The following is a 23,319-nucleotide window of genomic DNA, read 5'->3' as shown; positions in this document are numbered from 1 at the left end:
GGTACTTGGACCGAAGGGTCCCGGGAGAGTAGGACGCCGCCAAGCGGACAAACTACACATTTTGTGTAATTTTTTTTGCCCTTATTAGTTCAATAGGTGTATATCGGGCCTTTAGCTCAGTTGGTTAGAGCGCACCTCTGATAAGGGTGAGGTCAGTGGTTCGAGTCCACTAAGGCCCACCATTTTCCCTGATAGCTCAGTTGGTAGAGCACTCGACTGTTAATCGAGTTGTCACAGGTTCGAGTCCTGTTCGGGGAGCCATCTGGAGAGGTGTCCGAGTTTGGCCGAAGGAGCACGATTGGAAATCGTGTAGGCGCCACAAGCGTCTCGAGGGTTCGAATCCCTCTCTCTCCGTAGCGTTACCTCCTTATTAGGAGGACAACCGTAAAGGTTCATTGGATTTACAGCATGGCCCGTTGGTCAAGGGGTTAAGACACCTCCCTTTCACGGAGGTAACAGGGGTTCGAATCCCCTACGGGTCATAAGATGGAGGCTTAGCTCAGCTGGGAGAGCATCTGCCTTACAAGCAGAGGGTCGGGGGTTCGATCCCCTCAGCCTCCACCATATATACTTTTTACTGACGCGGGGTGGAGCAGCCCGGTAGCTCGTCGGGCTCATAACCCGAAGGCCGCAGGTTCAAATCCTGCCCCCGCAATTAATTATGGAACCGTGGTGTAGTTGGCCTAACATGCCTGCCTGTCACGCAGGAGATCGCGGGTTCGAATCCCGTCGGTTCCGCCATCTTAGATGGTATGAAGATAGCAGGAATTGAGCATCCTATATCTCGAAGTATAGAGTACCCATCCGATTCCGTAGCATTTGCTAATTATTATTGTTGGGGATTAGCCAAGCGGTAAGGCAACGGACTTTGACTCCGTCATGCATAGGTTCAAATCCTATATCCCCAGCCATTTAACTTTAATGTTTGAGAGCCATTAGCTCAGTTGGTAGAGCACCTGACTTTTAATCAGGGTGTCGAAGGTTCGAGTCCTTCATGGCTCACCATTCCTTACAAGGTGTGCGCGTGTGGCGGAATGGCAGACGCACCAGACTTAGGATCTGGCGTTTCACGACGTGGGGGTTCAAGTCCCTTCACGCGCACCATGTTTATGCGGACGTGGCTCAGCGGTAGAGCATCGCCTTGCCAAGGCGAGGGTCGCGGGTTCGATTCCCGTCGTCCGCTCCATATAGATTGTGCGCCCTTAGCTCAGCTGGATAGAGCGTTTGACTACGAATCAAAAGGTCAGGAGTTCGAATCTCTTAGGGCGCGCCATTTATTTTTTAAGCAAGACGAACCACTGTATTACGGGATGTAGCTCAGCTTGGTAGAGCACCTGGTTTGGGACCAGGGGGTCGCATGTTCAAATCGTGTCATCCCGATTCTATATTTTGCGGGTGTAGTTCAATGGTAGAACTTTAGCCTTCCAAGCTAATAGCGTGGGTTCGATTCCCATCACCCGCTTATAAGTAAAACCCCGTTGCAACGGGGTTTTTTTGTTTTCAGATTCGTTAAAGGCTAACTACATACACCACAAGGGCCCTAAGTGAATAGGCTAATGCATAATCACTTAGGAGGTAACCTTCAATTGAATACTTACGCTAATCAAAGCCATCAGCATCTGGCGTGGCACGAAACGTTAGAGCTTCATGAGCTGACGGCTTATCAGAGCAATCAGCTTATTCACTTCAAAATGGTCGTCCAGGATGTTAAAGACCCGCAACTGAATGCTTTGTATGTTGAAGCGATTCAAGGTATTGAACAGAATTTACGGGAGCTGTTGCAATATTACCCGCTTGCTCCTACGGGTATACGAAAAGACACTAACGGTATAGATCTTACTGCTTTTTATGCAGGCCAGCTATTAGGCTTTGCTAAGACTGCTGTACGGAGCTATGCTATCGGCATAACAGAGACTGCTACTCCACAGCTACGTGACACACTTCAGAAGCAGCTTAATGCAGCTATTGGTCTTCATGCCAAGGTCTTCAACTTTATGCTGGAGCGCGGATTGTATCCGTCCTATGATCTGCCGAAGCTCCTGCAGAATGACGTCAACACAGCGAACAAGGCATTATCCTTGTAATAAAGAGCGGATTATCCGCAGCTCATGCTTTTTTAATAGCTTACCAACACACGCCTGTAATCTGCAGGTGTGTTTTTTTTCGTTTGGGAGTATGTTATTTGACAGCTGAAAGGGGCCTAAGCCTGTTATGGTATAGTTACAGAATTATCAATTATCCTCACTATTACAGGTAATCAAGGAGCACAGCAATGACAGACAAAGTAATAAGGATTTTTAAAATCATCAACGCCATTCAGTCTAACCCCGGTATTACAGCAGCAGACTTAGCTTTTAGATGCGATGTGAACATCAGGACGATCTACAGGGATCTGGATGTCATCAGCCATTTTGCACCGGTTGCGAATGAAGGCAGGGGCACAGGTTACAGGTTCCTGGGAACGTTTTTTCAATATCCGCTTGATTTCTCCGAACAGGAAGCCTTGGCTTTTTCACTCCTGCCTTCGGTGCTGCATGAAGACAAAATCCCTCCGGGCTTTCATACCGCCTATGACAAGGTTATGGGAACACATCTCAAGGAAAAATCTAAACTAAACGGAGTGCTTGAAAATATTGCAGATATCATCCAGATGGGGACGCCCGCGTACCGTAAAGAAAGCCGTAATTTTCTCCAGCCGATTATAGGAGCTATTCTGGAGCAGCAGAGCATCCGGACGGTTTATCATTCACAGGCGCGTAATACGACAACTGAACGTGAGATCGATCCTTATTATCTGATTCCGCGGGATCAGCGCTTTTATCTGATCGGTTACTGTCATCTCAAGCAGGATATCCGCACCTTCCGCATTAGCCGGTTTCAGCAGGTTGAGGCTACGGGTGCCACCTTTGACAAAAGCGAGTTCAATATTAAGCTCTATCTCAAAAATACATGGTCCATCGACCGCGGCAGCAGAAATATCAGATTTAAGGTACGCTTCTCCCCTGAGGTGGCACGTTATATCAGAGAGGAGGAACTGTTCGTGCATCCGCGGATGAGCGATCAGAAGGACGGCAGTCTGCTGTTTGAGGTGACCGTTAATAACGCCAAGGAATTCATGAAATGGATTCTGCAGTATGGTCCGGAGGCGGAGATTCTGGAGCCGGCGTCGGCCAGACTGGAAATGAAGCTGAAGCTGGAGCGGTGGATCAAGATGTATCAGTAGAAAAAAAAGCACAACCGCCCGAATCAAATAGAGTACGGGAGTTGTGCCACAGCATAACGTATTATTTTATGAAAAAAGGATTACTCAGCCTGGGCGGCATCGGTCGGAGAAGGCAATCCGAGTCCGGCAGCAACACGCTGCCCGAATTCTGGATCAGCCTTGTAGAAGTGTCCGATCTGACGGATTTTGATCTCGTCGAATTCTACCGGTGTCATGGCGCCAACAATGTTCTCCACAAGGCGGGCACGCTCCTCCTCACTCAGCAGACGGTAGAGATCACCGGCTTGGGTGTAGTGGTCATTATGATCGTAAGCGACACTGTCAGCCTGGCCGGAAACCTGGAACGGCGCCGGCTTATCCTGTGGAGATTCCTTGGCTCCGCCAAAGCTGTTAGGCTCATAGTAGACGGAACCGCCGCCGTTGCGGGTTGAGTTCATTGCACCATCGCGTTGGTTATTGTTCACCTCAGCCACAGGACGGTTAATCGGCAGCTGATTATGGTTGGCCCCTACCCGGTAGCGGTGGGCATCGGCGTAAGCGAACAGGCGGCCCTGCAGCATTTTGTCAGGGGAGGCTTCAATGCCGGGCACGAACGAACCCGGGGAGAAGGTAGCCTGCTCAACCTCCGCAAAATAGTTCTCCGGGTTACGGTCCAGCACCATCCGGCCAACCTCAATCAGCGGATAATCCTTCTGTGACCAGACCTTGGTTACGTCAAAAGGATCGAACCGGTACGTATCGGCATCCTCCTCCGGCATAATCTGCACACACAGTCTCCATGCCGGGAAATCCCCTTTGTCAATCGCATTGAACAGGTCCTCAGTATGGTAATCCGGATTCTCACCCGCGAGCTGTGCCGCCAGTTTGACATCCAGATTTTTGACGCCCTGCTCTGTTTTAAAATGATATTTCACCCACACAGCCTTACCCTCAGCATTAACCCACTTAAACGTATGGCTTCCGAACCCGTGCATATGACGGAGCGTCGCCGGTATGCCGCGGTCGGACATCAGGATAGTAACCTGATGCAGTGATTCAGGCGATAGAGACCAGAAATCCCACACCGCATTCGGATTTTTCAGGTGAGTCTGCGGATGGCGCTTCTGAGTATGAATGAAGTCCGGGAACTTAATGGCATCGCGGATGAAGAAGACCGGCGTATTGTTGCCGACAAGATCATAATTGCCTTCCTCTGTATAAAATTTAACGGCAAAACCGCGCGGATCACGGACCGTATCAGCAGAGCCGAGCTCACCGGCTACAGTCGAGAAGCGGATGAACATAGGCGTACGCTTGCCTACTTCAGACAAAAAGGCCGCCTTGGTATATTGGGACAAATCCTGTGTAACCTCAAAATATCCATGAGCACCTGCACCCTTGGCATGAACGACCCGTTCAGGAACACGCTCTCTGTTAAAATGGGCCAGCTTCTCCAGCAGATGAACGTCCTGCAGCAAAGTAGGTCCTCGTGAGCCTGCTGTCATTGAATTCTGGTTGTCTCCGACGGGGGCCCCCCAGCTTGTGGTTAGTTTATTGTTGCTCTGACTCATGAATACAATCACCTCGGTATAGGATTTGAATTTAGAATTAGTATAAGTTCTATATTAACAAAAAATTTAAAGAAATCAATCCTTTTTTATAATTATTATAATTAACAATATGCGGAAAATAGAACGGTTATAAGTTGTTACGGCTGATAGTTATTGTATTGGATCAAAAAGTGGCCATGAGAGAGGGAGGATTTTACTTTAACTGCACTTTGTACATCTAAAATGCCTGTTTTTCTTTGAAAAAGCCGAATAGCTGTATTTCGTGCAATTAAAAAGGCGGGAAAAGGCAAGTTTACGTAAATACGCTCATTATAGCTGCACGAAGTACACTTATATCGTGCAAATACTATTTTTGGCTGGTTTTATTTGTACAAAATACAGTTAGGCCGACTAGCTGCTGTTGGTGGGTAGCGCCAAGGGGAGATTTACAAGCTAAGTAGAGCCAATTTACTGGTGGAGGGAGTAGTGCATGCAGCAAATGAAAATGCAAAAGCCTCTATCTGCAGAAGCAGACAGAGGCCTAATGTTGTTCCAATACCGTGGAGTGTAGAAGAAGCCGGACAGGCTACTCCTTGATGTACATTCTGCTGTAATATTCATCCAGCATCCGTTTGGTTGCGAACTTGGTGCGGGTGGTTTCGATACTCTTGCGCATCATTTCCACCCATTTATCACGGTTTTCGTAGAAGGTTGGCAGTACACGGTTCAGCAGGGTATCGTACAGCGCGTCACTGTCATGCTTGTCGAGCACGGCAAAGTCCGTGGTCTCGAAGCCTTCACCAATCTGCCAGCCGTTCTCACCGTCGATGCAGGCTTCCGGCCACCAGCCGTCGAGGATGGAGCAGTTGAGCACGCCGTTCATCGCAGCCTTCATACCGGAGGTGCCGCTGGCTTCCAGCGGACGGCGCGGGTTGTTGAGCCAGATGTCGGAGCCGCGGGTCAACTGTGCGCCGATGGTCATATCGTAGTTTTCCAGGAAAACTACGCTCTTCGGATACTTTTTCATCATGGCGACTAGGTTGCTGACGATTTTTTTGCCGTTGTCATCCAGCGGATGGGCTTTGCCGGAGAAGACGATCTGGATTTTGCCGTCCTTCAGGTAAGGCTCAATGATATCGGGCTGGGAAAAGATCAGGTCACTGCGCTTGTATGGAGCAGCACGGCGGGAGAAGCCAATCAGCAGGTTATCAGGATTCAGGGCAATGCCGGAACGCTCTTCAATGAAGCCGATCAGCTCGTTCTTGATCTCCTTATGGGTTGCCCACAGGTCGCCGCCTTCCTCGTAAGTGCGTGTGATCCGTTCGTCCACCCAGGTAGGGGTATGGATTGCATTGGTGATGCCGATGATTTCTGATCTGCCGGCCACTTCCTTCCACATTTTGCCCGCTGTATCCGCATGCAGCTGAGCCACACCGTTCGAAATCCGGGACAGGCGCAGGCCGGCCACCGTCATGTTAAATGGCTCGCCGCCGATCCGCTCCATCTGCGCACGGGTCAGGCCGTTAAAAGCGCCCATGTACTCGAGACGGTCCAGCGGATGCGTTTCGTTGCCCTCTTTTATCGGAGTATGGGTAGTAAAGACCACTTCTTCGCGCGTAGCCTTCCAGGCTTCCTCAAAGGTGCTGCCTCCGGACATTTTCTCGCGGATCAGCTCAACGGCAGCCAGGGCCGCATGGCCTTCATTAAAATGATAGACGTCGATTGGAATTTCCAGTGCACGCATCGCCTTTACGCCGCCGATCCCGAGTACGATCTCCTGGGCTATCCGTTCCTCGCCGAACCAGCCGTACAGCTGGCCGGTAATCCAGGCGTCACCGTTCTCCGGAATGTCCGTATCAAGCAGATAGAGAGGGTTATTGCCGAACTTGTCTGTTTTCCATACTTTGCAGACTACATCCACTTTTCTAACTTTTACGGTGACCTTAACGCCTGTATCTTCAAGAAAATCATAAACATAATTGTGGTAGGAGTCATAGGGATTGCCGTTCGCATCAATCTTCTGGTCGGTATAGCCCTGCTTCCATTTCAGCCCGATCGGGATGATAGGGGCACCGATGTCCTTTGCACCCTTGATGTAATCTCCAGCAAGTATGCCCAGGCCGCCGGCGTACATTTTGAAGTCGGAATGCAGGCCATACTCCATGCTGAAATAAGCGACAGACGGTAATTTGTTCTGGTTCACTTGATAAGCCTCCTAAATACGAATTGGATTAAAATCAGGTGCTGCTGCAGGCTACATCTAAGGTGCAAACGTTTGCTCAAAACGGCAAAAACTTACCTGGAAGCGATTGCACACTTATTCTAGCACATTTGCTGAAAAAAAGCATAGCGAAGTTTGAAAAACAATTCTGCCTGGAAAAGTACACAAATGAAGCAAGCTTAAAATCTGCACGGAGTAGGTATCTTTGGCTAGTGCCCAAGGAGTATGGCGGTTTCAGGACTGAGCAGAACTTCCCAAATATTCATTTTTGCTTATCAGGCGGAGGACGGCGACCGAAATAAAGGAGGAAGCATATCACAACATAGGGGGAACTGAGCACATGAAAAAAATCCTAAGTATTCTGGCAAGCTGTGTTTTGGCAGTAAGCATGATGTCGGGAGCAGCACTGGCAAAATCTGAAAACGGTAACGGAAAGGGTAACGGCAACGGCAACGGTAACAGCAATAAAGAAGCAGTTGCACCTGCAGCGACCCCGGCAGCCGACAAAGCGAAAGACAAGGACAAAGAGAAGGGCAATGACAAAGGCAATGAGAAAGGCAATGAAAAGGGTAAGGAAAGCGTTACTTCTGTTACTTATGATACATATGGAAACAAGGGGCACAATGGATATAAGGGGCTTCTAAATGCGATCGAAAACGTGAAGGACAAGCCGGCAGGGGCTGTTATTGCGGGACTCCTGTTAACTAAATATAATACGGAGCTGACACCGCAAAAGAAAGCTGAGCTGGAAGCCATTCAGGATAAGGATGCTGCGTTGACGGCATTGGCGGAAATGCTGAACCAGCAGGGAAGTGTAACGGATGCTGTGTATGTACAGAAGGAAGCTATTCTGGCCAATGTCAAGAATCTCAACTCGTACAAAAAGCTTGGCGAGCTCTATGCACAAACCGGTCAAAAAGGGATCAAACTGTATGTTAACGGCGAAGAATCCGCCACAGAAGTTGCACCGGTTCTCAAAGCAGGAAATACATTAGTACCGTTCAAAGCTATTGCGGAGGCCCTGCAGGCCGAGGTGATCTGGAATGCGAAGGAGCGTTCTGTCAGCATGACCCGGGAAGGCACTACCGTGAAGCTGTTTATCGATAAGAAGACTGCGTATGTCAACGGCCAGGAGGTCATTCTCCAGGTAACGCCTGCAATCGTTAAAGGCACTACCGTGGTGCCTGCCCGCTTTGTCAGTGAAGCCTTGAAAGCTACCGTTAAATGGGAGCCGGTATCCCAATCTGTAGTCATCTATGAAGAGTAGTATTTTGCGTTAGAGGCAGGCCAACGGGAATATAATATATATTGTAATTCATTAAGGCACGGCAGATCCTGTCGTGTCTTTTGTTGTATAGGGAATAAATAGAGCAAGTCTTGGTTTGATTAAACCGGGGAAATCCGAGTAAGATAGAAAGTAACTATTAAGGATGGTGAAAAAATTGGGAATCGTAATAATCGGCAGCCTGAATATGGATATGGTGGTGCGCACAAGCCGGGCTCCTGAGGCCGGAGAGACCTTGTTTGGACAGGCATTTGCCTTATCTCCTGGGGGAAAAGGGGCGAATCAGGCGGCAGCCGCAGCCCGTCTTGGCGCAGAAGTGACGATGATCGGCAGAGTGGGCAAGGATGGATTCGGCCGTGAGATGCTTGAGGTGATGCGGCAGGAGGGGGTCCATACCGGATATATCGGGCAGAGTGAGACACAGGCTACAGGTGTGGCTTCCATCGTGGTGGACGGAGAAGGAGAGAACCGGATTATCGTGGTGCCCGGGGCGAATCTCGAAATGGGACGGGAGGATATCGCAGCGCTGGAACCGGTAATCCGCCAGGCGGAAATTGTGGTAATGCAGCTGGAAACAGACCTCTCCATGTGTGAACAGGCTGCGTCTATGGCTCATAGCCATGGTATTCCGGTGATTCTGAACCCGGCTCCGGCCCGCGTGCTTACCGATGAATTGTTACAGCATGTGGCTTATCTGACCCCCAACGAAACGGAGGCCGGCATCCTGGCAGGAATGGCCGTGAACAGCATCGCGGATGCCGAGCAGGCCGCACGGCTTCTGCTGCAAAAAGGTGTACAGAATATTATCGTTACGCTCGGCTCCAAAGGGGCACTGATTGTGAATAATGCCGGAAGCCAGCATATTCCGGGGTTTCCTGTGCAAGCAGTCGACACGGTAGCTGCCGGTGATTCTTTTAACGGAGCGCTGGCATGTCAGCTGACTTCCGGAAAGACGCTTCCTGAGGCTGTCCGTTTCGCCAATGCGGTCGGGGCTCTGACGGTAGGCAAGCAAGGGGCAATTCCATCACTGCCGCAGCTGGCGGAGGTCGAACAGTTCCTCAAGGAGTCGGCTAGACCCTAAAAATAATAAGCATATTCAGATATATAAGGAGCTGAGCATGGTGAGCGGCACTGTAACGGTTAAAAAGGTAACGCTAGGCGAGGGAATGCCTAAAATCTGTGTACCGCTGGTAAGCGGGACATTGGCTGAGCTGGAAAAAGAGGCCGGTGCGCTGAAGGCTCTCGCACCGGATGTAGTGGAGTGGCGGAGCGATTTTTTGCTGAAGTGGAAGATATCGCGGCGGTTATAGAAGCACTGGAGCGGATTCAGGCCATTCTGCCGGACCTTCCGCTGATCTTCACATTCCGCAGCGCCAAAGAGGGCGGGGAGAAGGAGATTTCCACGGACTATTATATTCAGCTCAATAAGGCTGCCGCCGAGAGTGGCCTGGTCGATATTATCGATGTGGAACTGTTCAACGAGGAGAATATCGTTCGTGATTTAATTGCAGCTGCGCACGTTAGCGGAGTATTCGTAATCCTGTCCAATCATGATTTTCAGGGAACGCCGTCCGAAGAGGAGATTGTATCCCGGCTGTGCAGGGCACAGGAGCTGGGTGGCGATCTGCCGAAGATTGCCGTTATGCCGGGCAGCCCGGGGGATGTGCTGACGCTGCTGGCGGCAACCAATAGGATGCAGGAGCAATATGCGGACCGTCCGATTATTACAATGTCCATGGCCGGGGAAGGGGTAATAAGCCGTCTGGCCGGAGAAATCTTCGGCTCGGCGCTGACCTTTGGTGCAGCGCACAAGCCCTCGGCTCCGGGCCAGGTGGCGGTAACCGAGCTGCGCAGTGTGCTGGAGCTGCTGCACCGCAGTCTATGATCCGCTGGCATTGATAAAATCAGTAGAGTACAGACAGCTCCGTCAGTTGGAGCTGTCTTTTTGCTGATCCTGCACCGTAATTCCCCGTGAATGGAAGACGTCTCTAGCCACAAAGGTTGCATTCAGCACACGCGGAAATCCGGTATAGGGCGCACAGTGCAGGATGGCTTCCACGATTTGCTTTGGAGTGAGTCCTACATTAAGCGCGGCATTGATGTGAACGTTAAGCTGTGGCTCGCAGCCGCCCAGTGTGGTGAGTGAGGAGATAGTGATAAGCTGGCGCTGCCGCAGATCCAGCGCGTCGCGGGTGTAAATATCGCCAAAAGCAAACTCGATAACAAATTGCCCCAGATCGGGAGAGATATCTTTCAGCGATTCAATGACTTTGGCTCCCCCGGTGCCATCCACCTCCATCAGCTTCTCCCACCCGCGTTCGTAACGTTCTGCAGTCATAAGTTAACCCTCCACTTGAGTGAATTATTGTTCCTGATCCAAGAGTACCGTTTAGAGCGCGCTCTAATGCAACTGTTTATTTGTTGTGATAAAATATTAGCCATGGACAAGCTGCTTACGATTCAGGAAATGTCCCGCCTAACGGGACTCTCCGCACATACGTTGCGTTATTACGAGAAAGAAGGAATGCTGGAGGGCGTGGCGCGGAGTGAACAGGGATACCGTCTTTACTCAGAGGCAGATGTGTCATGGGTGAAGTTTCTGGTGATCCTGCGGGAGCTGGATATTCCAATCCGCGAGATGAAGCGCTATTCCAGTCTGCGCAGCCAAGGACCTTCTACTGTGCATGAGCGCAGGCTTATGCTGGAAGCCCACCAACTCAGGGTTGAGCAGCAGATGCGTAAGCTCAGTGAGAATCTGGAGAAGATTGCCGGCAAAATTAAGTACTACAAAGAGATGGAGGAAGACATCGGATCGGTTCTGCAATGAGCGGCAGCGAATATACGCTGCCGCTCATTTAGTATGTGCACAGGATGCAAAGGAATTTGAAACTGCAGCCTCATATGGCCTACAATGGAGGCATTCGTATGAAGCAGACATATACCAACAGCTTACGGCTTACGCTGGAAAAGGAGGCAGGAATGCCCATGACGGAATCCATTCTGGTGGTTGAGGATGAGGAGAAAATCGCCCGCCTGCTGCAGATTGAGCTGGAATGCGAGGGGTATCAGGTATCCATCGCCGGCAGCGGCCCCGGCGGGCTTGAAATGTACCAGGAGCAGCAGCCCGGGCTCTTGCTTCTGGATGTGATGCTGCCCGGCTTCAGCGGAATTGAGCTGCTGCGGCGCATCCGCGCCAGTGATGCCCACACTCCTGTTCTGCTGCTGACCGCCAAAAGCTCGGTCGAAGATAAGGTCTCCGGGCTTGACCTGGGCGCAAACGATTATATTACGAAGCCCTTCGAGATCGAGGAGGTGCTGGCGCGTGTACGGGCTGCATTCAGACTGGCGGCGAGCCGCAGGACAGCGGAATCAGACAGGAAGCCGGACTCCTGGCTGCGGGCAGAGGATCTGGAGCTGAACGAGGCCACCCGTGAGGTGATCCGCGCAGGCCGGAGCATTGAGCTGACCCCGCGGGAGTTCGACCTGCTCGTATACCTGCTGAAGAACAAACGCCAGGTACTGAACAGGGAGCAGATCATGTCCGCCGTCTGGGGCTATGATTATTACGGGGACACCAATGTGGTGGATGTCTATATCCGCTATGTCCGTAAAAAGATTGCCCTGGATAACGAGAGCGAGCTTATCCATACGGTACGGGGCATCGGTTATGTGCTGAAGGATGCCCCATGAAGCTGCGCAGCAAAATCTACCTCTATTCCAGCGTGCTGTTCGCCGTGCTTCTGATCATTATTAATCTGTTCATCTATGCGGTGTTCAGCCGGCTGCTGACCGGGAATGAGCTGGATCAGGCCGGGGCAGAGACAGCCAAAATCGCCGCCGATATGCGCAGGGCCGCCGGGGAGGTGCCTGCGGCCGAGCTTCTCCGCGCTTATGTCCCGGTTGAGGGAATGCTCCGGCTGCTGGCCGGGGATGGGGGCGGACCTGCTCCTGTAACCTCGGCTTCGGAACAGGAGCTTAGCCGGCTGAAGCCGGAATACCATCAGGAGAGGCAGACCCGTATGCTTAGCTTGGACGGGCGTTCCTATGCCTTTGTATCCGTTCCGGTCATCTGGAGCGACGGGGCGGTATTGAATGTGCAGATGACGAAAAGTCTGGAGAGCACGGTGAGTACGCTCGGGGTGCTGCGGATTGTGCTTGCCGGAGCAACAGCGTTTGCGCTGATTCCGCTGCTGGTCTCCAGCCGGCTGCTGTCCGGGCTGATTATGCGGCCGATTGTCCAGATGACCGCCACGATGCGGGAGATCAAGGACAGCGGGAAATTCCGGCGGCTGACGCTGCAGGATGATGCCAAGGATGAACTGGTGGAGATGGGACATACCTTCAATGGGATGATAGCCCTCCTGGAGAGCAATTATCTCAAGCAGGAGAAGTTTGTGTCTGACGCCTCTCATGAGCTGCGAACACCGCTTACCGTTATAGAGAGCTATGCGAGTCTGCTGAAGCGCAGAGGACTGGATCACCCTGAGCTGTTCAATGAATCGGTCGAGGCGATCCATTCCGAGGCAGTCCGGATGAAGGAGCTGACAGAGCAGCTGCTGCTGCTGGCGAAGCATCAGGAGCAGTGGGTACTCTCCATGAAGCTTATGGATCTGGGGGAGCTGGCCCGTGCTTCGGCCAAGGCTTTTTACAAAGCGTATGGAAGGGATGTTCTTGTCCGCTCGCAGGGGACAGTCAAGGGATACACCGATGAAGCCAAGCTGCGGCAGCTGCTGTTTATTTTTCTGGATAATGCCCGTAAATACAGTGATGAAGCCATCACCATTAGTCTTGAGGCTGCCGGCCGGGAGAGCATTATCGTCATTACCGACCGGGGAATCGGAATCTCTCCGGACGAGCTGCCCAAAATTTTTGACCGTTTTTACCGGGTGGATACGGCAAGAAGCCGGCAGGGCGGCGGGGCAGGCCTGGGCCTGTCGCTCGCTGCCGAGATAGCCGGGGCAATCGGTGCGGAGCTGTCCATGGATAGTGCTCCCGGCCGGGGAACCTCGGTCACCATCCGGATTGCCGCTGAGAGCAGGGGAAGAACATGAGCAGACCGCGAATAAACCTGAACATTCAATACAAAACAATACTGATTGCCGCTGCCGTCCTCCTGCTGGCAATAGCCTGCCTATGGTTTTTCCGGAAAGAAACAGGCCCGCTGCTCAGCAGGGAAGCGGCAGAGCAGGCATTGCTGGAAGAGTACCCTGGAACGATCCAGCAGCTAGGCGAGCAAGCCGGCAATTACGCAGCCAAGCTGCAGACTGCTCAGGGACTGTACGAGGTTAAGCTGGACGGTGCTACCGGTGAGATCATCTCCATAGTGCTGCTGCAGGCGGTTCCTACGCCTGCACCTACGCCGCAAGTCCAGCCAACTCCCGGTGCTTCAGGAGCTCCCGTGGTCTCAGCAACACCGCCGGCAGGAGCAGCTTCAGCAACTCCTCCCGCGCCCTCACCATCCCCGCCGCAGCGGGTAGTGTCCGAATCCGAGGCTGTAAAGCTGGCCCTGCAGGAGGTGCCGGGGGAGGCAGATGATGTGGATACCGGAATCAATGAAGCCGGGGCCTTTTACCTGGTGGAGATTAAAACTCCTGATGACCGTGAGGCGGTAGTTCAGGTTGATGCGATATCGGGAAATATCCGTTCTGTTACCTGGGAAGAGCCGGATGATGATAATGAATGAGTAAGAAATGAAGTGCTTTCTCATCGATTTCTAATCTTGCTGCCGCTGTCCTCTCATGTTGAAGCCTTATATTAAATACATGAGCAGGCCAGATTAAAACCAGGAGGCATAAAAAAGATGAAGAAACAATTACTCAGCAGTGTAGCAGCAGCGGCGATTATTCTCGGGGGTGCTTACGGCATCATTGAAATCCGGAGCGGAACAGCAGAAGCGGCATCAGCGGTACAGCCGACTCAGAGCAAAGCGCTGATCGGTGTGGCCAAAGCGGAAGAGATTGCCCTGAAGGAGGCGCCGGGTCAGGTGGAGAGCATTGATCTGGAAAAGAAGCTGAGCGGTACTTATTACGACATCGATATTCAGCAGAAAAACCAGGAGATAGATGTCCGCGTCGATGCTTATACCGGTAAAGTACTGAGTGTGCGAAAAGAAACCGGCAACGATGACGACGATGATCATTATACATCCACTGCATCTGGTGCAGCGCTGATCACTGCAGCCAAGGCGGCAGAAGCGGCAACAGCCAAAGTTGCGGGAAAGGTCACGGATGTAGACCTTGACCGGGATGACGAAACGGCTGTCTATGAGGTGGAGATCAGAAACGGACGGACCTCGACAGAAGTCGGCGTTGATGCCTATACAGGCAAGGTGCTGTACACGGATGTAGATTCCGATGACGACGACGATAACGATGGTTATGATGATTAAATCAGCAAAAGAGAGGCAGCCGGAAACCGGCTGCCTTTTTCATATGCTTTATATAACTTGGCTGCGTCTGCTCTGCAGCAATCCTACTGCTTCACTCCCGTATAGACATGCACTGCATCCCGCAGGAAGGCGGCAATACCGGGACGGCGCTTGTCGTAATAAGCGGTGAAGCGCTCATCATCCACATACATTTGCGCTAATCCGGCGTGGGCTTCCTTGGTATAGGTATCCCAGGAGAAGCCGAGCCACTGGCGGTGCAGATCGGCAGCCTTTTGCGCCAGCTCACTTGCTGAATCGCCTTCCTCCATCGCCTGCTCGAGAGCGGCAAAGATGTCCTCCTCCAGCTGCTGGCAGGCGGCATACTGCTCTTCCGTCATATTTCTCAGCTTGCGGTTTGACTTCTCCACGGTCTCCTCGCCGTATTTCTCGCGGATCTCCTGCCCGTATTTCTGCTCATTATCCTCAATCAGCTTCTGCTTAAAGCCTGCAAATTTCTCTTCATTGCTCATGGTTATTCTCCCTTCGGACTGTGCCAGTGTCTGCTCGACGTTTGCGATCAGCTCATCCAGCTGTTTTCGGCGCTGAAGCAGCTGCTCATGGTGTTCCCGCAGTGCCCGGGTGCCGTCAAAGGACGGGGAGGTCACGATGTCCCGGATTGCCTCCAGTGTAAGGCCAAGCTCGCGGTAAAAAAGAATCTGCTGCAGCAGATTGACCTCCGCCTGGCCATAAATGCGGTATCCCGAGGAATTGATTCTCGCCGGCTTGAGAAGACCAAACTCATCGTAATATCGCAATGTCCGCGGACTGATGCCCGCCAGCGCTCCCAGCTTCTGCACGGTATATTCCATGTACGCCACCTCCTTAGTTCATTCACCGGATGTTCGTGCATTACGTCTGTAAGCTCCTGCTTACAAAACCAACTGTACACCTTGACGTAACGGCAATGTCAAACGCTAATTTTAGCGTATCCGGAGAGCAAAACAGTCATACAAAAAGCGGCAACCTCCCACAGGAAGTCTTTGTGGAAAATTGCCGCAGCCGCAGATGACCTTATTATTTTTTGCCGAGCTGGGCCGTAAAATACGCCTGCAGCTCCGCGACCTTCCGCGGATCGGCCAAAGCACCCTCGCTCTTGAAGTAATGCTCTGCTACCAGCTCCCAGGTTGGTACGATTTTTTGGGCGGTCATCGCTTTGATGGCGATTTTGACTGTTTTGCGTTCTCTGGCGTTGGAGAAGGTATCCACAAAATGCTGGGACCGTGAGAAGTCCAGCTCTTCAAATACCGCACGGAAAATTTCCGCCGTCATCCGCGCATCGTCAAGCGCCCGGTGGGCAGAGCCGGAAGGCTCAAGCCCGAGCAGCGCCATCGCGCCTTCCACGCTGATGTCGTTCGTAAGTCCGCGGGCGCGCAGCAGCCCTTTGAGCAGATCGAAATAAGTGGCCTCCATCCAGTAGGACTCGTCCATTTTGTGCATACGCACGTCCTGGATAATCCGCTTCATGTCCTCGCCGCCCCAGGTCAGCAGCAGCACGCCGTCAGGGCTCAGATCAAGCCAGCTCCGGAAAGCGGTGATGACTTTGGGGAACCGGGCGGCAACGTCAATGTCCTCTTGCGGGATGCCGGTTTTTTTCTTAATGAAGGAATTGAGGGTAGAGAAATATATAGGCTTGATTAAGGCTGTGAACTCATCCTTAAACTGCAGTGAAGCGTCTAACCGGACAGCTCCAATCTCAATGACCTCCATAGGATGCTCGCTGGCAAATTTACGGCCGTTGAATTCGATGTCCAGAATAATATAATCCACAGGTAATGCCTCCGTTTTCATTGACTGGCGCTTGTAAGGAAAAGAATGCGCCGACCTTTCTATTTTAGCAAAAAATGCAGATAAAAGGGAGAACCGCGTGGAATCCCCGCCGTGCAGCAGGAGTGTACAGCCGGATAAAAGAAATGTAGAACAGAAGAATGAAACGGAAAGGGGATAGCGAGATGCTTCCAAGCTCTATATATTGGATCGGCGGCTCAGCTTGTGCGGGCAAAAGTACGCTTGCGGGGATGTATGCGGATAAGTACGGATTGCAGCTGTATGCCTGTGATGAGCATTTTGATCAGCATCTGCAGCGGATTACGGCGGAGCGGCAGCCGGCGCTGAGCAGAGTCAGCGGTCTGACGATGAACGAGGTTTTTTTGACGAGGGACGTACAGGATCAGCTGGAAACCTATATTGAATGCTTTCAGGAGGACTTTCCTTTTGTGCTGGACGATCTGGCCTGTATGGGAGAAGAAGCCGTTGTAGTTGAGGGGAATCAGCTGCTGCCTGCCCTTGTTGCGCCTCTGCTTAGGCAGACAGACCGGGCCCTATGGGTCATACCGGCGGAACAATTCCAACTGGAGCACTATAGCAAGCGGACATGGATTCAGGGTATTCTGCAGAAGACCGATAAACCGGAACAGGCGTTCCGTAATTGGATGAAGCGGGATGCTTTATTCTCGGAAAAAGTGAAGCAGGATGCCGCCCGGCTAAAGCTGCCTCTTATGGAGGTTGACGGAAGTACGTCTTTGCAGGAAAATTTTGAGCGAATGGAGCGTTATTTTGGTTAATGAACAGCTCTGGGTCAGGGTGCTGCTGGTGAAATTTGGGTAATGAATGAAGATGCTCTGTTTATTGGTTTAGCTGAGCGTCTGCTTACGAACAGGGGAGGAATGCATATGCTGCTGTATGTCACTGTGAAAAGCGCAGGAAAACGCAAGCCGGTGCTTGGACGCCGTGAATTGGTCCTTGAAGAGACCCCGGGCAATCTGGAGGAGCTGATTACTGCCGTTGTGGCTCTGCAGGTGAAGGAGCTTACGGATAAGCAGGGGCGGGGCGAGCTGATTCCTTTTTTGACGGGGGATGCCATTAACAATCAGCGGGTCAGCGGTAAAATCGGCTTCGGGACAGTCTATAACGACAATCCCCCTGAGCCCGGGGCAGCGGTGGAGGCTGCGCTGCTGGCGTTTGAGGACGGGCTGTATAAAGTGTTTTTGCGTGAGGAAGCCTGTGAACGGCTGCAGGAGCCTTTGGTGCTGAATGAAGGGGATGAGCTTGTATTCATCCGGTTCACGATGCTGGCGGGAAGTCTATGGTAAAAGAGGAGGCGGAGGAATGGGATTGTTGAATGCGGAAGAGCGGGAGAAGCAGTGGTATGCCGAGAAACAGGCGAAGGCGGAGAAACTGGATGCGGAGTTATCCGGGCTGGCTTCCCTCATTATCAGTATAAGCAGAATACAATACATAGGCGGGGAAGAAGAGGAGTGCCGGGAATGTATAGATGTGCTGAAAAAGCTTGCCGGTAAAGCGCAGCAGTCTTTATTCGGGCCGCTTGTTGCCACGGTCCGGCAATTATTCAGCCCGTATACGGCGGAGGTTATGCAGTATATTGCAGAACACTGTACGGAATATCCGTACAGCGAAGGTTATGCCCGCAGACCATTCCGGTCGGGAAATCCCGAGCTGCATGTATTGACGGTTCTCAGTAAAATGGGCTCACTGATTCTGATGGACCGGGAAGGGCTGCCGCTCAGCTCATACCTTCAGAATGTTGAGGTTCTGGGAGCGGACTACAGCCGGCGGCACCGGATTTCTCTTGTGCTCAGCGACATCATCGCTTATGAGCTGGACCGCCCGGACGGCGATATGCTGGAGCAGATCCGGACAATCGTCTACGGCGATAATCAAGGGGCTCTGCTGAGCTACGAGATTATCAAAGGCGTATTCATGAGCCACCGGCAGGAGGCTGTGGCCATGATGGGTGAGCTGCTGATTGCCGCACGTCTGCAGGAAGGCCTGCGCCAGTCTCTGGTGGAACAGATGGATGAAGGGACGCTGGACAACAATCTGTACATGCTGCAGATCATTATTGAAAATGACTTTATCCGCTACAGCTCTGTAGTGCGGGGGCTTGGCGTCTGGACGGGTATGGGGCTTGAAGCACAGAACCAGCGGGTGGCCAAAGGTTTGATTGAGGATGCTTATCAGGCACTGCAGGATGAAGGGCTGCGGGAGCAGTGGCTTACAGATGCTAACGCGAACCGGGTGTATATCAGCCTGTGGGCAACGGCGGTGCATGAGGAAGCTGAGCTGTACGAAAAGATAAAAATTTTAATGGCCACAGGTCAGGTGTACCAGAAGATTATTGCCCAATATCTGCTCGCGAACAGCCAGGAGACCGAGCTGCGGCTGCGGCTGGCAAGAGAACATCTGCATGAGCAGGATAACGAGCTGCAGTACTGGGTTCTGCTGAATTACTGCTACGGCTATAACCGCCTGTGGAGACCGGAAAAGGACGAGCCCAAAATCAGTCTGATCTGCAGTCCGCAGCTGGAGGGCAAGGAGGAGCGCCGGAAGGATTTTGACCAGCTTAAGGCGATAGTCCTGAACCCGTCCCGCCGCGAAATAGCAGGGCCGTCCAAGGTGCTGGATTTCGTTCAGGTCAACTACACCACGGGATTGCCTGTCTATAAAATGCTGTATCTTATTGCCTATGATATGGACAAGGAATGGATTGACGGGCTGATTGAGCTGAAGGATCAGTTAAGCAGCGATCTGCGCGGCGAACTGCTGTCCTGCTTCATGGATCATCCGTTAAGTGAAGTCCAGCGGGAGTTCCTGTTCGCAAGCCTCTCCGACAAGAGCATGAAGAACCGGGAGCTGGCGCTGAACGAAGCGATGGAGCTTACGCTCACTCCGCAGGAACTGCTGCAGGCTGAAGCCCTGCTGAAGCTGAAGACCGGCTCGCTGCGCCAGAGCGTAACGCTGCTGCTGCTCAGCCAGCCGGATGCCTCCCTGCAGGAATCCGTTACCCGGCTGCTGCAGGAGAAGAACAGCCTGCAGCGGCTGGCCGGTCTGGAGATGGCCACCGTGCTCTTCGAGGATGAGCAGCGGAGTGCCCTTGCCCGGCAGGTGAAGCCGCTGATTGAGGCCATGGACAGCCCCTCTGCCAAGGAACGGGAGCTGCTGGCCAAGCTGGAGCGCCGGAATGAATATGCGGCAGCCAACGGATTTGGCTTGTTTGATCCTGCCGGGACGGAGGAATGGCTGACTCAGGGGCCGCAGCCGGGTGATTTTAAGTGGGATGAGGTGTTTAACAGCAGCCTGGAGGACATTAAAGGGTTCCTGCAGGGGCTGGATCAGCTGATTCATGAGCATAGGGACACGGAATATGAGCATGAGGATTATTCGGACCGGAAAGAAACCCTGCTGCTTGGAACCGTGCTGAGGCCGCTGAAATGGAACAGCCTGTGGGATCAGGAGGATAAGGAGAATGCTTCTCAGCTGGAGCAGTATCCGCTGCATGAGGTCTGGTCTGCTTATTTACAGGGGCAGGGCTGGGATGCTGAACGCCTGCTTGAGCTTCACTTCTATCTGCAGCTTGAGGATCTGAATAAGACGCTGAATGATTACCACGGATTTTACAGCAGCGACATGGATTACAACGAGTTAAGAAAGCATAAGCTGCTGGAAGGCTGGAGGGGCGAATTTGCCGCTTCCGTCTATCCGCTGCAGCACATCCGTGAAGTGGACCGGCTGCTGGATAAGCTGAAGTACGGCCAGCATGTGGATACGCTGATCCGCGCTTTTTATGCCGACAGTGCCAAGAAAGAGGGCTTCAGGATAGTAGACCGGGCGCTGAATGCGCTGCTGGCAGCGATGCCGGAGGAAAGAATGGCAAGCGAAGCCCCGATGCTGAATGTGCTTGCTGAGCCTTGGCTGCTGATGATCAGGGGCAGGGTGGCGGATCAGGAGGATTACAAGGAAATGTTCCGCACGCTGTATACCTTTGACAAGATGACGCCGCCGGCGCAGAACTGGTGGAACGGCAAGCTGTCGCTTGATGATTATCTGCGGGCCTTTGAAGCGGATTGGATCGGTGAGAATGAGCTCTACAAGGAGCTGCTTACCGGCCAGAGTAATCTGCAGCATATGCAGAATCTGACGTCTCCCCACCGGCATTTGGCCTGGATCGAGGATAGTGCCAAAATTACTGCGCTCCGCAGCCGGCTGATTGACCGCCTGATGGAAATTGAGCTGGCCCGAGGTGATCTGCCGACAGAGGTAACTCCGCTCGTAATGGGACTGCAGCATATTGAAGGGTTGAATTATTTCATCCGGATTCTGGACGGCCTCGACAAAGAGACCTTTGTCCGCGGCTATATCTATGGCTACGGGCGGAGTATCACCAAGAAGGAGACGTTCAGCCATTTGCTGAAAAACTGCCACCCGCGTGAAGGCGAAGATGCAGCTATGCTAGGGAAGATGGTGAAAGAAAGCGGCATCTCGGAAAAACGACTGCTCGAAGCGGCGATGTATGCTCCGCAGTGGCTTGAGCTCGTAGCTGAGCATCTTGGCTGGGAAGGATTACGGAGCGCCGCCTGGTACTTCCATGCCCACATTAATGAGAGCTTCTCGGCAGAAAAAGAAACGGTGGTCGCCCACTACTCGCCTATTACACCGCAGGATTTCAATGACGGGGCTTTTGACGGGAACTGGTTCCTGTCGGCTTATAACACACTGGGGGAAAAGCGCTTTGCGCTGCTCTATGATTGCGCCAAATATATCTCAGCCGGCTCCAACCATCGCCGGTCCCAGCTGTTCGCCGATGCGGCGCTTGGCAAGCTGAAGCTTACGGAGATGAAGGCTTCGGTAATCGAGAAGCGGAACAAGGATCACCTGCTTAGCTACAGCCTAATTCCGCTCGGTAAGGACCGGGAGCAGGATGTCCGTGAACGGTATGAGCTGATTCAGCGCTTCCTGGCCGAGAGCAAAGCCTTCGGTGCACAGCGCCGGGCCAGCGAAGGGCTGGCCGCCCGGATTGCCCTCGGCAATCTGGCACGCACAGCCGGGTATGCCGATGTCACCCGCCTGATGTGGGATGTTGAAGCCCGTAAGCTGGACGAGCTGGGGTCCTATTTCGAGCCGCATATGCTGGATGATGACACCTCGGTCCGGCTGGTCATCGACGATCAGGGGCAAAGCGAGCTGGAAGTCATCAGCAAAGGGAAGCAGCTGAAGTCGGTGCCAACCCGCTTCAAGAAGCATGAGTATGTAGAAGCGCTTAAGGAAACGCGCAACGAGCTGACCGGCCAGTACCGGCGTGCCCGGGTGGAGCTGGAGCGGTCAATGGAAGCCGGCAGCAGCTTCACGCTGCAGGAGATCCGCTCGCTCAGCCATAACCCGGTGCTGGCGCCGCTGCTGCGGACGCTGGTTCTGCGCAGCGGTACGGCGCTCGGCTATTTCAAGCCGGATGCGGGTTCGCTTGCCGCTCCTTCAGGTGAGGAGGCGGTAATCGCTCCGGATGCGGAGCTATACATTGCGCATCCGCTGGACCTGTACACAAGCGGGCAATGGAGCGAGTACCAAAAGGACCTGTTCGACCGGCAGATCAGACAGCCGTTCAAGCAGGTGTTCCGCGAGCTGTACCTGCCGAATGCGGATGAGCTGGCCAGCGCGACGGTCTCTCAGCGTTATGCCGGGCATCAGGTGCAGCCGCGCAAGACAGTCGCGCTGCTCCGTGAACGGCAATGGACGGTCAGTTACGAGGAAGGGCTGCAGAAGGTTTATTATGCAGCCAATCTGATTGTGCGGCTGTATGCCATGGCGGACTGGTTCTCGCCGGCGGACACAGAAGCGCCGGCGCTGGAAAGCGTGGAGTTCTTCGACCGCAAGACGTATAAGAACGTTCCGCTGGACCAGGTGCCGCCGCTGATCTTCTCCGAGGTGATGCGCGATGTGGATTTGGTCGTCAGCGTGGCCACGTGGGCGGAGTGGATCCTGAGGCCAGCCTGACCACAGTTGAGATGCGCCGGGTGATTGTCAATGAGTCGCTGCGCCTCCTGAAGATTAATAACGTGCGCCTCGACGGGAACTATGCGCGGATCGAAGGCAAGCTGGGCGAATATGCCGTGCACCTCGGCAGCGGCCAAGTCTACAAGCAGGCTAGCGGCGCGCTGCATATTATTCCGGTGCATTCCCAGCACCGTGGCAGGCTGTTCCTGCCGTTCCTGGACGAGGACCCGCGGACCGCGGAGATTCTATCCAAGGTAGTGCTGCTGGCGGAAGACACGAAGATCAAGGATCCGTCGATTCTCTCGCAGCTACGGGGATAGTGCACGGTTCTCCGCACCGTATGTGCTTCCGGTGCGCGGTGCTCTGCACAAGGCGGGTGGCCAAACCTCTTACAGGTTTGGAGTATGAGATAGAGGTAGGGATTGAGGTAGAAGTAAAGCTAGGGATAGAGGTAGGAGTAGAAGGTAGAGGTAGAGGATGGATTTGGAGCTGACTCCCGGATGGCCGGGAGTCTTTTTTTTGGTTTCGGCGTGGGCGAAGGCGGGAGTGGGGGACGGTAATGGGGGAGTCGGTGGTGGAATGAGCGAAGTAAAAGTCAAAAGCGCCTCTGGTTCCGCCGATTGTGGGCGGAATGGACAAATCAAGGACAAAAATGCCTCTGATTCCGCCGAAAGTGAGCGGAAGGGTCAAATCAAGGACAAAAATGCCTTTGATTCCGCCGAAAGTGAGCGGAATGAGCAAATCAAGAGCAAAAATGCCTCTGATTCCGCCGATGGAGGGCGGAACGGGCAAATCAAAGGCAAAAGTGCCTTTGATTCCGCCGAAAGTAGGCGCCCCGTCCAGCTACCG

The 23,319-nt window shown here is 53.0% G+C and carries 18 protein-coding genes, 14 tRNA genes and 1 pseudogene; 28 read left to right on the top strand and 5 right to left on the bottom strand.

The window, feature by feature from the left end:
* Positions 1 to 105: 105 nt before the first annotated feature.
* The 16 genes from AWJ19_RS04700 to AWJ19_RS04625 all read left to right on the top strand — a co-directional run bounded on the left by AWJ19_RS04700 (position 106) and on the right by AWJ19_RS04625 (position 3,223).
* A tRNA-Ile gene (locus AWJ19_RS04700) sits at positions 106 to 182 on the top strand.
* A 3-nt stretch (positions 183 to 185) separates the two neighbouring features.
* Positions 186 to 261, top strand: a tRNA-Asn gene (locus AWJ19_RS04695).
* Positions 262 to 264: 3 nt separating this feature from the next.
* Positions 265 to 354: transfer RNA gene (locus AWJ19_RS04690), tRNA-Ser, on the top strand.
* Positions 355 to 410: 56 nt separating this feature from the next.
* Positions 411 to 482, top strand: a tRNA-Glu gene (locus AWJ19_RS04685).
* Positions 483 to 488: 6 nt separating this feature from the next.
* A tRNA-Val gene (locus AWJ19_RS04680) sits at positions 489 to 564 on the top strand.
* A 17-nt stretch (positions 565 to 581) separates the two neighbouring features.
* Positions 582 to 655 (top strand) — tRNA-Met (locus AWJ19_RS04675).
* A gap of 8 nt (positions 656 to 663) precedes the next feature.
* Positions 664 to 741 (top strand) — tRNA-Asp (locus AWJ19_RS04670).
* 95 nt (positions 742 to 836) lie between these two features.
* Positions 837 to 911 (top strand) — tRNA-Gln (locus AWJ19_RS04665).
* An 18-nt stretch (positions 912 to 929) separates the two neighbouring features.
* A tRNA-Lys gene (locus AWJ19_RS04660) sits at positions 930 to 1,005 on the top strand.
* 15 nt (positions 1,006 to 1,020) lie between these two features.
* Positions 1,021 to 1,104: transfer RNA gene (locus AWJ19_RS04655), tRNA-Leu, on the top strand.
* A gap of 7 nt (positions 1,105 to 1,111) precedes the next feature.
* Positions 1,112 to 1,186: transfer RNA gene (locus tag AWJ19_RS04650), tRNA-Gly, on the top strand.
* A 10-nt stretch (positions 1,187 to 1,196) separates the two neighbouring features.
* A tRNA-Arg gene (locus AWJ19_RS04645) sits at positions 1,197 to 1,273 on the top strand.
* Between the two features lie 33 nt (positions 1,274 to 1,306).
* Positions 1,307 to 1,380, top strand: a tRNA-Pro gene (locus AWJ19_RS04640).
* Positions 1,381 to 1,391: 11 nt separating this feature from the next.
* Positions 1,392 to 1,462, top strand: a tRNA-Gly gene (locus AWJ19_RS04635).
* Between the two features lie 124 nt (positions 1,463 to 1,586).
* The gene (locus AWJ19_RS04630; protein WP_241781602.1) at positions 1,587 to 2,084 is read left to right on the top strand and encodes a spore coat protein; all 498 of its coding nucleotides are present in this window, start codon (positions 1,587 to 1,589) and stop codon (positions 2,082 to 2,084) included.
* Between the two features lie 188 nt (positions 2,085 to 2,272).
* Positions 2,273 to 3,223: a WYL domain-containing protein gene (locus tag AWJ19_RS04625; RefSeq protein ID WP_068721901.1), complete on the top strand. Its 951-nt coding sequence runs from the start codon at positions 2,273 to 2,275 to the stop codon at positions 3,221 to 3,223.
* Positions 3,224 to 3,303: 80 nt separating this feature from the next.
* Here AWJ19_RS04625 and katA read toward each other — a convergent pair whose 3' ends face one another.
* Both katA and glgP read right to left on the bottom strand, forming a co-directional pair.
* Positions 3,304 to 4,773, bottom strand: a complete 1,470-nt coding sequence (katA, locus tag AWJ19_RS04620) for a catalase KatA (RefSeq protein ID WP_068721900.1) — start codon at positions 4,771 to 4,773, stop codon at positions 3,304 to 3,306.
* 565 nt (positions 4,774 to 5,338) lie between these two features.
* Positions 5,339 to 6,955 (bottom strand): alpha-glucan family phosphorylase, encoded by a 1,617-nt coding sequence (glgP, locus tag AWJ19_RS04615; RefSeq protein WP_068721899.1) that lies wholly within the window; start codon positions 6,953 to 6,955, stop codon positions 5,339 to 5,341.
* A 358-nt stretch (positions 6,956 to 7,313) separates the two neighbouring features.
* On the opposite strand from glgP, the gene AWJ19_RS04610 reads away from it, so the two are divergent.
* The 3 genes and pseudogenes from AWJ19_RS04610 (at position 7,314) to aroD (ending at position 10,143) form a co-directional block, all read left to right on the top strand.
* Positions 7,314 to 8,240 (top strand): copper amine oxidase N-terminal domain-containing protein, encoded by a 927-nt coding sequence (locus AWJ19_RS04610; RefSeq protein ID WP_068721898.1) that lies wholly within the window; start codon positions 7,314 to 7,316, stop codon positions 8,238 to 8,240.
* A gap of 166 nt (positions 8,241 to 8,406) precedes the next feature.
* Positions 8,407 to 9,339 carry a ribokinase gene (rbsK, locus tag AWJ19_RS04605; RefSeq protein WP_241781603.1) on the top strand — a complete coding sequence of 311 codons (933 nt, stop codon included), beginning with the start codon at positions 8,407 to 8,409 and terminating at the stop codon, positions 9,337 to 9,339.
* Between the two features lie 40 nt (positions 9,340 to 9,379).
* A pseudogene (aroD, locus tag AWJ19_RS04600) lies at positions 9,380 to 10,143 on the top strand (type I 3-dehydroquinate dehydratase).
* A 42-nt stretch (positions 10,144 to 10,185) separates the two neighbouring features.
* Here aroD and AWJ19_RS04595 read toward each other — a convergent pair.
* Complete coding sequence (locus AWJ19_RS04595; protein ID WP_068721896.1) at positions 10,186 to 10,596, bottom strand: carboxymuconolactone decarboxylase family protein; 411 nt, start codon at positions 10,594 to 10,596, stop codon at positions 10,186 to 10,188.
* Between the two features lie 66 nt (positions 10,597 to 10,662).
* On the opposite strand from AWJ19_RS04595, the gene AWJ19_RS04590 reads away from it, so the two are divergent.
* From AWJ19_RS04590 to AWJ19_RS04570, 5 genes are all read left to right on the top strand, one after another.
* Positions 10,663 to 11,085 (top strand): MerR family transcriptional regulator, encoded by a 423-nt coding sequence (locus tag AWJ19_RS04590; RefSeq protein WP_241781601.1) that lies wholly within the window; start codon positions 10,663 to 10,665, stop codon positions 11,083 to 11,085.
* Positions 11,086 to 11,243: 158 nt separating this feature from the next.
* Positions 11,244 to 11,948 (top strand): response regulator transcription factor, encoded by a 705-nt coding sequence (locus AWJ19_RS04585; RefSeq protein WP_068721912.1) that lies wholly within the window; start codon positions 11,244 to 11,246, stop codon positions 11,946 to 11,948.
* A complete protein-coding gene (locus AWJ19_RS04580; RefSeq protein WP_068721895.1) occupies positions 11,945 to 13,309 on the top strand; it encodes a HAMP domain-containing sensor histidine kinase in 1,365 nt (454 codons plus the stop codon). The genes AWJ19_RS04585 and AWJ19_RS04580 overlap by 4 nt, the downstream gene beginning before the upstream one ends.
* The gene (locus tag AWJ19_RS04575) at positions 13,306 to 13,941 is read left to right on the top strand and encodes a PepSY domain-containing protein (RefSeq protein ID WP_068721894.1); all 636 of its coding nucleotides are present in this window, start codon (positions 13,306 to 13,308) and stop codon (positions 13,939 to 13,941) included. The genes AWJ19_RS04580 and AWJ19_RS04575 overlap by 4 nt, the downstream gene beginning before the upstream one ends.
* Before the next feature lie 117 nt (positions 13,942 to 14,058).
* Positions 14,059 to 14,646 carry a PepSY domain-containing protein gene (locus AWJ19_RS04570; protein ID WP_068721893.1) on the top strand — a complete coding sequence of 196 codons (588 nt, stop codon included), beginning with the start codon at positions 14,059 to 14,061 and terminating at the stop codon, positions 14,644 to 14,646.
* An 83-nt stretch (positions 14,647 to 14,729) separates the two neighbouring features.
* Here the strand turns inward: AWJ19_RS04570 and AWJ19_RS04565 are convergent, their stop codons facing one another.
* A complete protein-coding gene (locus AWJ19_RS04565; protein ID WP_068721892.1) occupies positions 14,730 to 15,494 on the bottom strand; it encodes a MerR family transcriptional regulator in 765 nt (254 codons plus the stop codon).
* Between the two features lie 205 nt (positions 15,495 to 15,699).
* Positions 15,700 to 16,452 carry a 3'-5' exonuclease gene (locus AWJ19_RS04560; RefSeq protein WP_068721891.1) on the bottom strand — a complete coding sequence of 251 codons (753 nt, stop codon included), beginning with the start codon at positions 16,450 to 16,452 and terminating at the stop codon, positions 15,700 to 15,702.
* 182 nt (positions 16,453 to 16,634) lie between these two features.
* Here AWJ19_RS04560 and AWJ19_RS04555 point away from each other — a divergent pair, with 182 nt between their 5' ends.
* The 4 genes from AWJ19_RS04555 to AWJ19_RS36260 all read left to right on the top strand — a co-directional run bounded on the left by AWJ19_RS04555 (position 16,635) and on the right by AWJ19_RS36260 (position 22,790).
* A complete protein-coding gene (locus tag AWJ19_RS04555; RefSeq protein ID WP_068721890.1) occupies positions 16,635 to 17,246 on the top strand; it encodes a hypothetical protein in 612 nt (203 codons plus the stop codon).
* Positions 17,247 to 17,354: 108 nt separating this feature from the next.
* On the top strand, positions 17,355 to 17,774 hold the full coding sequence (locus AWJ19_RS04550; RefSeq protein WP_068721911.1) for a hypothetical protein: 420 nt from the start codon (positions 17,355 to 17,357) through the stop codon (positions 17,772 to 17,774).
* A 16-nt stretch (positions 17,775 to 17,790) separates the two neighbouring features.
* A complete protein-coding gene (locus AWJ19_RS04545) occupies positions 17,791 to 22,470 on the top strand; it encodes a DUF4132 domain-containing protein (RefSeq protein WP_241781600.1) in 4,680 nt (1,559 codons plus the stop codon).
* A complete protein-coding gene (locus AWJ19_RS36260) occupies positions 22,440 to 22,790 on the top strand; it encodes a hypothetical protein (protein ID WP_241781599.1) in 351 nt (116 codons plus the stop codon). The genes AWJ19_RS04545 and AWJ19_RS36260 overlap by 31 nt, the downstream gene beginning before the upstream one ends.
* Positions 22,791 to 23,319: the final 529 nt, after the last annotated feature.

Source organism: Paenibacillus sp. DMB5, assembly GCF_001517085.1.
Classification (GTDB): Bacteria; Bacillota; Bacilli; order Paenibacillales; family Paenibacillaceae; genus Paenibacillus_AQ.
Note: the sequence above shows the minus strand (reverse complement) of the source record. Positions and strands in the feature narration are given on the sequence as shown.